The sequence below is a fragment of the Aeromonas sp. 601039 genome (assembly GCF_049174415.1).
In the GTDB taxonomy this organism is placed as follows: Bacteria; Pseudomonadota; Gammaproteobacteria; order Enterobacterales; family Aeromonadaceae; genus Aeromonas; species Aeromonas veronii_A.
Genome location: NZ_JAAKTL010000010.1, coordinates 103,032 through 117,097, shown reverse-complemented (window position 1 = coordinate 117,097; position 14,066 = coordinate 103,032). Strand labels below are relative to the sequence as shown.

Genomic DNA, 14,066 nt, shown 5'->3' with positions numbered 1-14,066 from the left:
AAATCCTTTTATGATGTTGTTAAACGGCGCCAAGGTTACCCCAGCAGCAACCTTTTTTGCACCTTTCAATAACAAGGATTTAGACATGGCCCCCATTCTCATTGCCGAGCAGCAGGATGGCTTGCTCACCCTGACCCTCAACCGCCCCGACAAGCGCAACGCCCTCAATACCGAGATCTATAAGCAACTGGTGGCAGCGCTGCGAGAGGCGGCAGCCGATGAGGAGGTGCATGTCCTGTTGTTGCAGGGGCAGCAGGATTGCTTTACCGCGGGCAATGATCTGGCCGACTTTATGGGCAAGAGCTCGCTGGAGCCCGACGACCCCATCCTGCAGTTCCTCCACACCCTTGCCGACTTCCCCAAACCCGTGATCGCCGCTGTTGCAGGTCCTGCAGTAGGGATTGGCACCACCATTCTGCTGCACTGCGATCTGGTCTATCTGGCGGATAACGCCCGCTTGCAGCTTCCCTTTGTCGAGTTGGGACTGGTGCCGGAGTTCGCCTCCAGCCTGCTGCTGCCGCGTCTGGTGGGGCACCTCAAGGCGGCCGAGCTGTTGCTGCTGGCCGAGGCGATGGATGCCGAGGAGGCGCAGCGACTCGGGCTCGCCAACAAGGTGGTGGCGGCCGATGGAGTACTCTCCTTTGCCCGCGAGCAGGGACTGAAGCTGGCGGCCAAACCGCCCAGAGCGCTGCAAAAGAGCAAAACACTGCTGAAACAGGAGCTCAAACAAGCAGTGCACTTTGTCATCGATTTGGAGGCGCGCGCCTTCGCCCAGGCACTGCAAGGGGAAGAGGCGCAACAGCGCATCGCCCAGAAACTCAAACGGCGGGGCTGAGCTGCCGCTCAACGCCTGTCAGTTGAGACGAAAACGGCCGATCAGCTCGCAACCCTGCACCTTGTCCTGCAGCTGGATCAGCCGGGCAATTTCCGGATTGGGGTGGCGCTTGAGAAAGGCGAGCAGGGCACCACGACAGCAACCCAACTCGCTGATCAGTGCCTCGCACTCCCGATTGGGGCACTGCGGCACCAGCGCAGTCACCAGCTCGGAGGCAAGTTTCAGGTAGCGCAGCTCGTAAGTCGGCTCATCCATCGCCCGCCAGAAGTCGGCCAACCGGTGACAGGTGGCGACTCGCATGGTGGCCAGCTCGGTCAACTCCACCTGGGTCATCTCGTAAACATCCCCCAGCGCCTGCTGATAAAAGCAGATCGCCGCCCCTAGCGAACCGGCCTGCCAGGCACGCTCCGCCTCCAGCATGTATCGTTGCCAACTTTGCGGTGTCATCTCGCTCTCCCGAATCCGTCATGGTGGGAGTGTTATCATGGCTAATTGAGAATAAATATCAACCAGAGGGTTAGTGCAGGATCTCTGCGCAACCTTGGCAAACCCGGCGCCCGACCTTATGATCGCGCCCTTCCCTCTTAGTTCTTTGGAGCACACCACAATGCGACCACGCCTCCCGCAGATGCTGGGCTGCTCCCTGCTCTGCGTGCCCCGCATGCTGGTCTGGATCTATTAGCTGCGCTCAAGCGAACGCAACCCATCCGATCCATTCAGCAAAGGAGTACCAATATGAACCCCTGCCAACACTGGTCGCAGGTCGAATACCTGCACCTGACGGTGACCAACCCCAATATCTGCCTCAAAGGGCAGCACAGCTACTACTCGGGTGCCTGGGATGGCCCCTTCGAAGAGGTGGCGGTGCGCTACCTCCATGGCGATCCCTTCAGCCGCAGCCCGGAAACCGGCTGGGAGCCGCTCTGGCATATCGACCGGCTCCATATCGGCGACTATGTGCAAATTGCCGCTGGGGTAAAGATCATCATGGGCGGCAACCACACCCACAACACGGCCTTCATCAGCACCTATCCGTTCGCCGATCTGGCGGCGCTCAAGCGCAGCTATCGCCCCGCTGGCGATACCCGCATCGACAACGATGTCTGGATCGGCATGGAGGCGATGATCATGCCCGGCGTCACCATCGGCGACGGCGCCATCATCGCCGCCCGTTCGCTGGTCAATCAGGATGTACCACCCTATTCCATGGTGGCGGGCACCCCGGCCAGGGTGGTGCGAATGCGCTTTGGCGAGGAGGAAATTGCCCGGCTACAGGCCCTCGCTTGGTGGGATTGGCGGGATCAACAGGTCAACGATCTGCTAGCGCTGATCCAGCAAGGTGACGTCGCCCTGCTTGAACAGGCGGCTGCCCACTGGGCGGTGCGCCATGAGTGACCACCGCTAACCAGTAGCTGACAGCATAAGGGCGACCCTGGGGTCGCCCTCTTTTATCTCCGGCATGCTCTGGATGCCGTCATCGCACATCCACTCACTGCGCGCTTTTGGACTGGTTGAGGCTGCACTGCTTGCCGGGATAACCGGGCAAGTCACTGGCATCGCTGCCGCAGGCGAGCCGTTTGGCCTGTTGCAGGCGAGCGGTCAGATTGGAGTTATCGACAGGCATCCACTGCATCTGCTTGCCGAGCCAGCTGGCCCAGGCAAACTCGACGAAATAGACCTGTTTGTCCTTGCGAAAGTAGCCCGCATCCTGCAGCAGTCCGGCCAGGGTGCGATAGGGGTAATCAGGCAGCTTGTCGATACTGGTCGGCAACTGCTCCGGGGTCAGCGGCTGCCCCTTCTCATCCTTGAGCCAGGCCCAGTGGTTGTTCTGCATCTGGCTCCAGAAGTTGGCTTTGTCCTGCAGACGGCCAATCACCTTGACCCGCGCATCCTTGACGCCCTGCTGCCACAACGCCTTGGTGAGATGGTGTCTGTCCACCAGCCAGTAGCTGCCATCCGGTGCAATCACCACGGGGATCTCTTTCTTTTTCATCAACTTGTCGAGCTGCTTTGCGCTCATGCCCGCCAATGTGGCCTGGGTCTCATCAACCTGGATCTGGCCGACGCCCCCCTGAGTCGGGTGCAAGGCATCGATGCCGATCTCGCACCAGTTGCCCACCGCCGTGTCGCTCTGGCACGGGGCCAACGCCCAGGCGCCCTGGCTCAACACACAGGCCAGCAATAACCATGCTTTCATCGTTTGACACTCCTCACCACATTGAACTGCACAGACGCCGGGAACGCTCTTCTACCCCGATTGGGAGTGAGAGTCGAATGCTGGCGGTCAGACCAGCAAACGGGATATCATGATTTCCCATCTGTCGGCGATATTTTCTCGCCGAGTTTTCTCCCCGCTTCACACTATTTGAAGGATCCGACCCATGAAAGGATGGACCCCCTTGCTGGCCCTGCTGGGCTGTGCTGCTGTCCAGGCTGCCGATATTCCCGCCGGAACACAACTCGCCGCCGAGCAGATTGTCGTTCGCCACCTCAAGGATGAACCTGCCAGCCTGAGCCCGCTCAAGCTGGTCGGCCTGCCGGAGTTGCAGGTACTGCGGGATCTGTTCGAGGGGCTGCTGACCCAGGGGCCGGATGGCAAACCGGTTGCCGGGGTGGCGGCCAGCTGGGAGAACAAGGGCAACCAGTTCTTTACCTTCCATCTGCGCCCGGATGCGCGCTGGTCCAACGGCGATCCGGTCAAGGCCGGCGACTTCGTCTACGGCTGGCGCAAGCTGGTCGACCCGAAAGAGGCGGCCACCTTCGCTTGGTTTGCCCAACTGGCCCGTTTCGACAAGGTGGACGAGATAGTCGCTGGCAAATTGCCTGCCAGCGAGCTGGGGGTCAAGGCCCTCGATGACCACACCCTGCAGGTGACCCTCTCCCAGCCGGTGCCCTACTTCCTGAACCTGCTGAGCCACCCCAGCCTGTCGCCGCTCCATCAGGCCAGCATCGAACAGTACGGCAACCTGTGGACTCAGCCCGGCAAACTGGTGGGTAACGGTGCCTTTGTGCTGAACAACCGGGTGGTCAACGAAAAGCTGGAGCTGACCCCCAACCCTTATTACTGGAATCGGGCCCATACCGTATTGACCAAGGTGATCTTCATGCCGATCAATCAGGAAAGCGCGGCCACCAACCGCTACCTGGCTGGCGATCTGCATATCACCGAATCCTTCCCCAAGGAGCAGTACGACAAGCTGAAGCAGCAGATCCCGAATGAGGTCTACACCCCGGATCAGCTCGGCACCTACTACTACGCCTTCAATACCAAGCAGGCGCCGCTCGACGATGTGCGGGTGCGCAAGGCGCTCTCCTACACCATCGATCGCGCCCTGATCGCCGACAAGGTGCTCGGCACTGGCGAGAAACCGGCTTATCACTTCACTCCGGATGTGACCGCCAGCTTTACCCCAACCGCCAACCTGCTCTCCACCAGCAGCCAGCCGGAGCTGGACAGCAAGGCCAAGGCCCTGCTCAAGGAAGCCGGTTACGGCCCGGACAAGCCGCTCAAGCTGACCCTGCTCTACAACACCGCGGAAATTCACAAGAAGATGGCACTGGCGATTGCCAGCATGTGGAAGCAGAAGCTGGGCGCCGAGGTCGAGCTGACCAATCAGGAGTGGAAAACCTATCTCGACAGCCGCCAGAGCGGTCAGTTCGAGGTGATCCGCTCATCCTGGGTCGCCGATTACAACGACCCTTCAGCGTTCCTCGGCCTGTGGGGCTCCCGTCACAGCGGCAATATGGCAGGCTTTGCCAATGCCCGTTATGACCAGCTGCTGGCAGAGGCTGCCAGCACTCAGGATGCCGCCAGCCGCAGCAAGCTGTTTGGCGAGGCGGAGGCGATCCTGCTGGATCAAGCCCCCATCGCCCCCATCTACCAGTACACCAATGCCCGCCTCATCAAGCCATGGCTCAAGGGCTACCCCATCAACAACCCGGAAGATGTGGCCTACAGCCGCCAACTCTACCTCGTCAAACACTGAGACCGGCCACAACGATGCGAGGCCCTGCGGGGCCTCGCTATTGATACTGTTCACATCCCGATTTCCAGCCTAAAATGCCGCCCCTTCTGTTCAATTAATCTTCAATACCCAGTCAGACATGCGTTATTTGATACTGCTCTCGTTGTTGTGGACCCTGCCTGCGCAGGCCAGTAGCGAATCCCAATGCCAGCAAGAGTTTGTCGGCTGGATGCTGCATCAGCAGCAACAGTTCAGCGATCGCAAGTCTGACAAGATGGAGCGGCGCCGGGCCGAACGGGCCATCGATCTTGCCCGGCAGGAGTACGACAAGCAGGCCAGCTTCTGCAAGACCATGCAGCTTGTTCGTGAATACAAAGATGGCGATCCACGTTTTACTCCGCGCCCCGGAGAGATACACGACTACAGTACGGCTTCTGACAACACATCAGGGTGACCCTGACCAGAAAAACCAAAAGCGCGTCGATTGACGCGCTTTTTGTGGTTCTTGCCCTGACAAAGCGGCTTATTCGGCCGTCTCGCTGCTGGCAAACTCCGGCACCTTGGCCATGGCATCCAGCACCACCTGAATACCGGCGCCCGGTTTGCAGGCGTTCTCGCTCAGGTGACGGCGCCAGGCGCGAGCCCCCTGCATGTTCTGGAACAGCCCCAGCATGTGGCGGGTCATATGGGAGAGGTAGTTGCCCTTGGCCAGCTCCTGCTCGATATAGGGCAGCATCATCCGCACCACCTCGTGGCGGCTCGGCACGGCGTTGTTCTGACCAAACACCAGATTGTCCACCTGCGCCAGAATGTAGGGGTTCTGATAGGCTTCACGCCCCATCATGACGCCATCGACGTGTTGCAGATGCGCGAGGGTCTGCTCCATGGAGGTGACGCCGCCGTTGAGGGCGATGGTGAGATCCGGGTAATCCTGCTTGACCCGATAGACGCGGGGATAATCGAGGGGCGGGATCTCGCGGTTCTCCTTGGGGCTCAGGCCACTCAGCCACGCCTTGCGGGCATGGACGATAAAGGTGTCGCAACCGGCATCGCGCACCTGTTCGATAAAGGTCTGCAGAAATTCGTAGGAGTCCTGATCGTCGATGCCGATACGGGTCTTCACCGTCACCGGAATATCGACCACATCGCGCATCGCCTTGACGCAGTCCGCCACCAGCGCTGGTTCGCCCATCAGGCAGGCGCCAAAGCGACCGTTTTGCACCCGATCGGAGGGGCAGCCGACGTTGATGTTCACCTCGTCATAGCCGCGCTCCTCGGCCAGCTTGGCACAGCGCGCCAGATCGGCCGGATTGCTGCCCCCCAGCTGCAGGGAGATGGGATGCTCCTGCTCGCTGTAACCCAGATAATCCCCCTTGCCGTGGATGATGGCACCGGTGGTCACCATTTCGGTATAGAGCAAGGTCTGGCGACTCATCAGTCGATGAAAGTAACGGCAATGCCGATCAGTCCAGTCCAGCATGGGGGCGATGGAAAAACGCTGCGCCTGCATAAAAATCATCCGGGTTGGCTAAAGAAAGGGGCGGATTTTATCACAACGTGAAGCAGCCCCAGAAAATGAATTTTGTCGCCGCGCCATGCGAGGCCCTGTGATAGTATCCGGCTAATAGAAAGGGTATCTGCGCGATCATGAATCAAGACCAACTTTTACAACGAGCCGAGCGACTCTGTATACAGCGAGGGATCCGCTTCACCCCGACCCGACGTCAGGTATTTCGCCTGCTGGCGGCACACGGCAACGCCATCAGCGCCTATGATTTGTTGGCCCAGCTGCAACAAACCGAAGCCAATGCCAAGCCGCCAACCGTCTATCGGGCACTCGATTTTTTGCTCGAACAGGGCTTTGCTCACAAAGTGGAATCGCTCAACGCGTTTATCTTCTGCTGCCACTTCGATCACGCTCACCCGATGCAGCTGCTGATCTGCGACGAGTGCGGGGATGTGGTCGAACTTCACGATAGTGCAATAGATAGCGCGTTTTCCGAGCAGGCCCACTTGCATGGCTTTACGATTACCAATAAGACAATAGAGGCACATGGCCAATGTGCTCGCTGTACGCCCACTGTAGGAAGTCATCATGAAGGCTGATTTTGTAAATCCGTTCCTGCTATCTCTGCTCAATGTGCTCTCGACCATGGCACAGCTGGAACTAAAACCGGGCAAACCGAAACGCAAGATGGATGAGCTGGCGCGCGGCGACGTCTCCGGTCTGATCGGCATGGTCGGCCCGCAGACCCGCGGCTCCCTCTCCATCAGCTTCGAGAAGGGGCTGGCGCTGGAGATCATGCGTCGCATGCTGGGGGAAGCTCCCGCCTCCATCAATGAAGAGGTGACCGACATGGTCGGTGAAATCACCAACATGGTGACCGGCGGTGCCAAACGGATGCTGGGCGAGAAGGGCTACGAGTTTGACATGGCGACCCCCATCATCGTCTCCGGCCCCAACCACACCATCACCCACAGGGCCGATGGCACCAAGATAATGATGCCATTCGAATCCGATTTCGGTCGCGCCACTATCGAAATTTGCTTCGAGTAATCCTATGTGGAAAGCATTGAAATGGATTTTCATCTGCTGGGCACTACTGTTGATCCTGTCGGACATTCAGATCAGCACCTCCCTCTACAAGTACGAAGATAACCGGGTTCTCATCAACTTCCCGCGCTGGGAAACCAAACAGCCCTGGGGCACCTTCGAGTGGCATGCCGGACGGGTAGAAACCCACTGGTATGGTCTGGATGGCAAACCCAAGCCGGCAGGCCCGCAAATCTGATCCGGTAACGGATCCGGCAGAAACAGAAGAGGCCAGCAGATGCTGGCCTCTTTGCTATCTCGTTGATCCTGAATCAAGCCGCTTCGGCAGCCAGCTTTCCGTTTGGTCGCATCAAGATGCCAACGATGCAGGCCAGCAGAGTTGGCAGCAGCCAGGCAAGTCCCTTGTCGAACAGCGGCAGGAAGGCAAAGCCGTCCATAGCCATACCAGCAGCGCCCAGTCCGTCCAGACAGCCAAACAGGAAGGCGACCAGCAGCACGCCACGAAACGCCAGCCGTGGCTGGGCAAACCACCCTTTGAGGAAGGTCACCAGCACCAGTGCAATGGCAACCGGGTAGATGGCTACCAGCACCGGGATGGAGAGACTGATAAGCTCACTCAGCCCCACATTGGCCACCAGCGCGCAGAGTGCCCCCAGCAGCATCACCCACTTGTGGTAAGCCCAGCCAGTCAAACCTTGGAAATAATCGGCTCCGGCACAGAGTAGGCCTACTGCACTGGTAAAACAGGCCAGAGTGATGATGGCCGCCAAAATAAGCTGCCCAGGCTGACCAAACAGGCTCAGGACGTAGGCATTGACGATGGCACCGCCGTTGCTGATGTCGCTCGCTACTCCGCCGGCACTGTTGCCAAGCTGGAAAAGAGAGAGATAGACCGCCGACAACCCGACCGCCGAGATCAGGCCCGCAATGGTGAGGTATTTGAACTGGCTGCGATAGTCCTCGATCCCCTTCTGGCGCAGCAACCCGATGATCAGTGCGCCAAACATCAGGGATGCCAGGGTATCCATGGTGTTATACCCCTCCAGCATCCCCTTGGTGAGCGGAGCGCTGATGTAGTCACCGCTGGCATCGGGCATGGTACCCTGTGGCGCGATAAAGACCCCGACCGCCAGAATGAGCAGCATCGCCATCAGGGCGGGAGTCAGGTACTTGCCAACCGCATCGAGCAGTTTGCCCCGATCGAGCGCCACCATGATCACCAGCGCAAAGAAACTCAGGGTGTAGATCAGCAGCCCCTCATGACCGGCATCGCCGAGCCAGGGCTTGAGCCCCATCTCGTAGGCGACCAGACCGGTGCGGGGAATGGCAAAGGCGGGCCCCATGATGATATAGATGGCGATGGCCAGCGCCGTCGCCGCCCCGGCGGGCAGATAGCGGGTCATTCCGGTCCAGCCACTCGCGCGGCCCCCCGAACTCCCCTTGGCAACCGCAATCAGGGTGATTAACGGCAGCCCCACCGCCGTCAGTAGAAAACCGCACATGGCGGCCAGCAGATGCTCACCAGCCATAAAACCCGCAAGCGGCGGAAAAATGATATTGCCAGCCCCCAGATAGAAGGCAAACGTCATAAACCCCAGTCCGAATACGTCGGACAACTTCAATGATTTCGTCAAACCCAACCTCATCTGCCTTATCAGCTTGTTATTGATTGCACCCACTGCCTGGCAGATAACCGGTAACAATGTCTCTTGCTTCTCTCTCGTACGGATACCGGACAAGAATTGCGCATTCAGCATAAAGAAAAGGAATCAAATCTCAATCTCAAATTAATATATTGAAACAATTTGAACAAACAGAATTAATCACCAAAAAATTTGCTCCTCTCAAAATGATGCAAAGAGGCGAGAACAGGCAGCAAAAGCGCGGAACAGGCAAGCGTCACCGGCAGTGACCATCACAACCCGGCAAAACACAATGCAGAGTGACGGAAAGCAAAAGAGCCTGCACGGGGCAGGCTCTTGGCAATATCACATCGGGCGTGATCAGGCAGCTTCGGCAGCCATCTGTGTCGGACGCACCATCACGCCAACTACGCAGGCCAGCAGGGTCGGCATCAGCCAGGCGAGGCCCTTGTCGAACAGCGGCAGGAAGGCAAACGCATCCATCTTCATGCCGGCAGCACCCAGACCATCCAGGCACCCGAACAGGAAGGCAACCATCAACACGCCACGGAACACCAGACGGGGACGGCCGAAGTAACCCTTCAGGAAGGTGACCAGCACCAGCGCCACGGCAACCGGATAGATGGCAACCAGCACCGGAATGGAGAGGCTGATCAGCTGGCTCAGGCCCACGTTGGCCACCACGGCACAGATAACGCCCAGCAACACCACCAGCTTCTTGTAAGCCATGCCGGTCAGATTGTGGAAGAAATCGGAACAGGCGGAGATCAGACCGACTGCAGTGGTAAAACACGCCAGAGTGATGATGGCCGCCAGAATGAACTGACCCGGCTGACCAAACAGGCTCAGTACGTAGGCGTTGACGATGGCGCCACCATTGCTGACATCCGTCGCCACACCGGCTGCCGTGTTACCCAGCTGGAACAGGGAGACGTACACCACGCTCAGACCAACGGCAGAGATGAGGCCGGCAATGGCCAGATACTTGAACTGGCTCTTGTAATCGTTGATGCCTTTCTGGCGCAGCAGATCGACGATCAGGGCGCCAAACATCAGGGACGCCAGGGTGTCCATGGTGTTGTAACCTTCCAGGATCCCTTTCACGAAGGGGCTGTTCTGATAGTCACCGGACGCGTCAGGCATGGCGCCTTGCGGCGCTACGAATACCCCGACCGCCAGAGTCAGCAGCAGCAGCATCAGTACCGGAGTCAGGTATTTGCCGATGGCGTCCATCAGCTTGCCCTGGTTCATGGAGACCAGAATGGCCACACCAAAGAAGATCACGGTATAGGCCGCCAGACCCGCTTGCCCCATATCACCGATGAACGGCTTGAGGCCCATTTCGTAGGCAACCAGACCGGTACGGGGCGCGGCAAAGGCCGGGCCTATGATGATATAGATGGCAACGGCCAGCGCAGTCGCAACACCGGCAGGCAGCAGTTTGGTCATGCCAGCCCAACCGTTACCGGCTTTCGCCACGGCCAGAATGGTTACCAGAGGCAGGCCCACGGCAGTGACCAGGAAGCCAAACATCGCCAGGGAGAGGTGCTCACCAGCCATGTAACCGGCCAACGGCGGGAAAATGATGTTACCGGCGCCCAAGTAGAAGGCGAAGGTCATAAACCCTAATCCGAGTACATCGGACAATGTGAGTGATTTCGTCAAGTTCAACCTCGTCTGTCTTGTAAATTATTGCTTGTTATAGTTTTTATCGGTCGCTGACCGGGTGTGTTCAGGGGGTATAAAAAAAGAGCCCCGCATGTTTTTTCATCGCAACCAGTGGTTTTAGCTGGTCTGGAGCGGGCGCTCGATCTGGAACCAGCATAATGGCGTGAAAAAATAGTTCAAGACGAAATTTACATCTTCAAATAGAAGGGGTTGGTCAGTTGGATATATCTGTCGGAATAGGCCCCATCAGCAGAATGGATCACAATTTCACCCCTCTCACACCTGTTTAATCCTCTGCCAAGTAGCAATAAAACACGATTTGCCTCTTTACCCTCTCTGGTGATAACAGCTGTATAACAAATGCCATGCAGATCATAATTCGCCGAAATGCATAAAATTTCATCGGCCATCGCCGTCGGCAGCACCAGCGCCACCTGCCCGTTCGGGCTCAACAAACGATTGCAGGCCGCCAGTAATGCGGGGCTGTCGAGGGCGCCGGTATGGCGGGCCAACGCCCGCGCCGGATCGCTAAATGACTGGCCTGCCACGAAATAGGGAGGGTTGGAGACGACAAGATCGTAAGGGGCGGCCTGATAATCCTGAATGGCACTCTCTATGATGGTCACCCGATCTGCCCAAGGAGAGGACGCCGCATTCTCCCGCGCCTGGCTGGCCGCATTAATATCCAGCTCGACCGCATCAAGACGGCAGTCAGATCTGCTGCGCTGGGCCAGCATCAGGGCGATCAGGCCGCTGCCGGTGCCGATATCGAGCACTCGACGCGCCTGTTCGACCGGCGCCCAGGCACCGAGCAAAATGCCATCGGTACCCACCTTCATGGCGCAGCGATCGTGATTGATATGGAACTGTTTGAAGGTAAATCCGCGACTACGTCCCATCTGGCCCCCGTCATCTGCAAAAATGGTGGGCGATTATAGCGGCTAAGACACACTCACCAATAGGAGCCGACGAGATAATCGCCTATAATCTGCCGTTTCCTTAATGACCGAGTATTGCCATGAGCCAGTCCTTTGATGATTTCGACCTGCACCCAGCCCTCAACCGGGCCTTGGCCGAGATGGGATTCACCCGCCCCACCACCATCCAGCAGATGGTGCTGGAGCCAGCCCTGGACGGCCGCGATATTCTGGCATCCGCTCCGACCGGTACCGGCAAGACAGCCTCCTTCCTGCTGCCGGCACTCCAGCACCTGCTGGACTTCCCGCGCCGCAAGCCGGGCCCCTGCCGCATGCTGATCCTGACCCCGACCCGCGAGCTGGCGCTGCAGGTGACCGCCCACGCCAAGGCGCTGGCGGCCCATACCAACCTCAGCATCGAAACCATCATCGGCGGCGTCAGCCATGAAGAGCAGCTGCCTGCCCTGACCAAGACCACCGACATAGTGGTGGCCACCCCGGGCCGTCTGCTCGAGTACATCGAGAAAGAGGAGTTCGAGAGCCACGACATCGAAGTGCTGGTGCTGGATGAAGCGGACCGCATGCTGGACATGGGCTTTATCAAGGATGTGAACCGCATCGTGGCCGAAGCGCGCTACCGCAAGCACACCATGCTCTTCTCCGCCACCCTGGAAGGGGCCGGCCTTGAGAAGTTCGCCAACGAGATCCTCAAGGATCCGGTGGAGCTGCACGCCGAGCCGCCCCGCAGCGAACGTCGCCCCATCACCCAGTGGATCCATCTGGCCGATGACGCCACCCACAAGCTGGCGCTGCTGACCCATATCCTGAAAGATCCGGAAACCCAGAAAGCCATCATCTTCGTCAAGACTCGCGAGCGTCTGGCGGAGCTCTCCGGCCAGCTGCAGGCTGCAGGTATCTCCTGCGCCTGGATCCGTGGCGAGATGGAGCAGAGCAAGCGTATCGAGTCGATCCGCAAGTTCCACGAAGGGGAAGTGCCCTTCCTGATCGCCACCGACGTCGCCGCCCGTGGCATCGACCTGCCGAACGTCAGCCATGTCATCAACTACGACATGCCCTACGGCGCCGACGTTTACGTTCACCGTATCGGCCGTACCGGCCGCGCCGGCAATCGTGGCTGCGCCATCAGCCTGGTGGAGGCCCACGACATGGCGATGGTCGCCAAGATCGAGCGCTACACCGAAGAGCGCCTCAAGCGCCGGGTGATCGACGAGCTGCGCCCGAAACATAAAGAGGCGCGGGTACCGGTGAAGAAGAAAAAGCCGGTCGACAAGAAGAAGTCCGCCAAGAAGAAAAAGAAGAAGTGATCGCCTGGCGATAAAGAGAAGGGCCATCCCGCGGGATAGCCCTTCTGCATTCTGCATCACTCTGACGAGTGGTTATGCCGCCACTCTGCGCATTCCCATATGGGGGATATCATCTTCGAGATAGCCTTCCCCTTCCGCCACAAAACCGTGCTGGCCATAGAAGCCCTGCAGATGGGCCTGCGCCCCCAGCCAGATGCTGTGGGTCGGCCAGCGTGCCTCACACGCCTTGACCGCCTCGCCGATCAGCTGGTGACCGAGACCACCGCCGCGCGCCTTGGGTGAAGTTACCACCCGACCGATGGCGGCGCCGCTCTCATCGCCGATACCGGGCGCCATGATCCGTGCATAGGCGGCCAGCAGATCGCCCTGATAGCCGAGCAGGTGCCAGACCCCTTCGCGGCGATCGAGCCCGTCCAGATCCTGAAAGGGGCAGGTCTGCTCCACCACGAACACCTCGGCCCGCAGCGCCAACAACTCATACAACTCGTCTGTGGTCAGTTCAGACCAGGGTTTCAGGATCCAGTTCATCGGCAACTCCTTATCAGTTCAGCCTGCCAGCATAATCGTGGCGCCAGCGCCCTGCATTAACCTTTGTTAAGTTCTTTCAGCCGTTTGCGAATGCGGCTCAGGCTGATGGGGGTAATGCCGAGATAGGCGGCGATCTGGTGGTCGGGCACTCTGGCATCGAGCGCGGGAAAACTGTCGAGAAAGTGCTGATAGCGCGCCTGCGGGCTGCCGGTGAGCAGCAACAGCTCCTTCTCCTCCTTGATGCGCAACTGCACCTCCAGCAAGTGCTGATACCAGCGCGGCCAGCCGGGCAGCTGGCGCAGGTCGGCCAGACTGAACAGCTGCAGACGGCAAGACTCCAGCGCCTCCACGCTGTAGCGGGCTGGCTCGCCACTAAGCAGGTGGTGGAAGTCGAGAAACTCGTCCCCCTCCCAGTAGAACTCCTTGATGTACTCGCGGCCATCCTCCAGCACCAGCTTGGCCCGCAGCAGCCCCTGCTCCACCCTGACCAGCAGATCCGGGCTGTCGCCGGCGTGCCAGAGGCAGCTTTTCGGGCGGAGGGTCAGCGGGCGGGCAAAAGAGAGGAGGCGCGCGGCCTCCTCTCTATCTGCGACCTGCGCCCAATCGAAGGGGGGTCTGTCAGTCAGCATGA

General features: G+C 59.1%; 16 protein-coding genes. 8 read left to right on the top strand and 8 right to left on the bottom strand.

The features are described 5' to 3' along the window. Window positions 1-85: 85 nt before the first annotated feature. Window positions 86-835 (top strand): enoyl-CoA hydratase-related protein, encoded by a 750-nt coding sequence (locus G5195_RS10630; protein WP_058059692.1) that lies wholly within the window; start codon window positions 86-88, stop codon window positions 833-835. An 18-nt stretch (window positions 836-853) separates the two neighbouring features. On the opposite strand, the gene G5195_RS10625 is transcribed toward G5195_RS10630, so the two are convergent. Beyond that, window positions 854-1,282, bottom strand: coding sequence for a DUF2753 family protein (locus G5195_RS10625; RefSeq protein ID WP_005335785.1), 429 nt, complete (start codon window positions 1,280-1,282; stop codon window positions 854-856). Between the two features lie 288 nt (window positions 1,283-1,570). Here G5195_RS10625 and G5195_RS10620 point away from each other — a divergent pair, with 288 nt between their 5' ends. After that, window positions 1,571-2,230 carry a CatB-related O-acetyltransferase gene (locus tag G5195_RS10620; RefSeq protein WP_421236118.1) on the top strand — a complete coding sequence of 220 codons (660 nt, stop codon included), beginning with the start codon at window positions 1,571-1,573 and terminating at the stop codon, window positions 2,228-2,230. A 94-nt stretch (window positions 2,231-2,324) separates the two neighbouring features. Here G5195_RS10620 and G5195_RS10615 read toward each other — a convergent pair whose 3' ends face one another. Further along, complete coding sequence (locus tag G5195_RS10615) at window positions 2,325-3,032, bottom strand: ParB-like protein (RefSeq protein ID WP_216952075.1); 708 nt, start codon at window positions 3,030-3,032, stop codon at window positions 2,325-2,327. A 184-nt stretch (window positions 3,033-3,216) separates the two neighbouring features. Here G5195_RS10615 and G5195_RS10610 point away from each other — a divergent pair, with 184 nt between their 5' ends. After that, the gene (locus G5195_RS10610; protein ID WP_421209356.1) at window positions 3,217-4,821 is read left to right on the top strand and encodes a peptide ABC transporter substrate-binding protein; all 1,605 of its coding nucleotides are present in this window, start codon (window positions 3,217-3,219) and stop codon (window positions 4,819-4,821) included. A 118-nt stretch (window positions 4,822-4,939) separates the two neighbouring features. Then, window positions 4,940-5,254, top strand: coding sequence for a hypothetical protein (locus G5195_RS10605; protein ID WP_421206183.1), 315 nt, complete (start codon window positions 4,940-4,942; stop codon window positions 5,252-5,254). A 69-nt stretch (window positions 5,255-5,323) separates the two neighbouring features. Here G5195_RS10605 and dusA read toward each other — a convergent pair whose 3' ends face one another. Then, window positions 5,324-6,310 carry a tRNA dihydrouridine(20/20a) synthase DusA gene (dusA, locus tag G5195_RS10600; protein ID WP_421222039.1) on the bottom strand — a complete coding sequence of 329 codons (987 nt, stop codon included), beginning with the start codon at window positions 6,308-6,310 and terminating at the stop codon, window positions 5,324-5,326. A 137-nt stretch (window positions 6,311-6,447) separates the two neighbouring features. On the opposite strand from dusA, the gene zur reads away from it, so the two are divergent. From zur to G5195_RS10585, 3 genes are read left to right on the top strand one after another with little or no spacing between them, the layout of a single operon-like run. After that, window positions 6,448-6,906 carry a zinc uptake transcriptional repressor Zur gene (zur, locus tag G5195_RS10595; protein ID WP_160882369.1) on the top strand — a complete coding sequence of 153 codons (459 nt, stop codon included), beginning with the start codon at window positions 6,448-6,450 and terminating at the stop codon, window positions 6,904-6,906. Further along, complete coding sequence (locus tag G5195_RS10590; protein WP_005343179.1) at window positions 6,896-7,357, top strand: chemotaxis protein CheX; 462 nt, start codon at window positions 6,896-6,898, stop codon at window positions 7,355-7,357. Before zur ends, G5195_RS10590 begins: the two co-directional genes overlap by 11 nt. Window positions 7,358-7,361: 4 nt before the next feature. Then, entirely contained in the window at window positions 7,362-7,592 is a 231-nt protein-coding gene (locus G5195_RS10585) for a hypothetical protein (RefSeq protein WP_160882368.1), read from the top strand. 73 nt (window positions 7,593-7,665) lie between these two features. Here the strand turns inward: G5195_RS10585 and brnQ (G5195_RS10580) are convergent, their stop codons facing one another. The 3 genes from brnQ (G5195_RS10580) to G5195_RS10570 form a co-directional block, all read right to left on the bottom strand. Continuing rightward, the gene (gene brnQ / locus G5195_RS10580) at window positions 7,666-8,943 is read right to left on the bottom strand and encodes a branched-chain amino acid transport system II carrier protein (protein ID WP_421236121.1); all 1,278 of its coding nucleotides are present in this window, start codon (window positions 8,941-8,943) and stop codon (window positions 7,666-7,668) included. Window positions 8,944-9,357: 414 nt separating this feature from the next. Further along, a complete protein-coding gene (gene brnQ / locus G5195_RS10575; protein ID WP_266135400.1) occupies window positions 9,358-10,662 on the bottom strand; it encodes a branched-chain amino acid transport system II carrier protein in 1,305 nt (434 codons plus the stop codon). 191 nt (window positions 10,663-10,853) lie between these two features. Continuing rightward, a complete protein-coding gene (locus tag G5195_RS10570) occupies window positions 10,854-11,564 on the bottom strand; it encodes a tRNA1(Val) (adenine(37)-N6)-methyltransferase (protein WP_266135399.1) in 711 nt (236 codons plus the stop codon). 119 nt (window positions 11,565-11,683) lie between these two features. On the opposite strand from G5195_RS10570, the gene srmB reads away from it, so the two are divergent. Beyond that, window positions 11,684-12,907, top strand: coding sequence for an ATP-dependent RNA helicase SrmB (gene srmB, locus G5195_RS10565; protein WP_058059701.1), 1,224 nt, complete (start codon window positions 11,684-11,686; stop codon window positions 12,905-12,907). A 72-nt stretch (window positions 12,908-12,979) separates the two neighbouring features. Here the strand turns inward: srmB and G5195_RS10560 are convergent, their stop codons facing one another. Both G5195_RS10560 and G5195_RS10555 read right to left on the bottom strand, forming a co-directional pair. Next, window positions 12,980-13,435, bottom strand: a complete 456-nt coding sequence (locus tag G5195_RS10560) for a GNAT family N-acetyltransferase (RefSeq protein WP_266135398.1) — start codon at window positions 13,433-13,435, stop codon at window positions 12,980-12,982. 56 nt (window positions 13,436-13,491) lie between these two features. Next, window positions 13,492-14,064 carry a Crp/Fnr family transcriptional regulator gene (locus G5195_RS10555; protein ID WP_266135397.1) on the bottom strand — a complete coding sequence of 191 codons (573 nt, stop codon included), beginning with the start codon at window positions 14,062-14,064 and terminating at the stop codon, window positions 13,492-13,494. Between the last annotated feature and the right edge of the window lie 2 nt (window positions 14,065-14,066).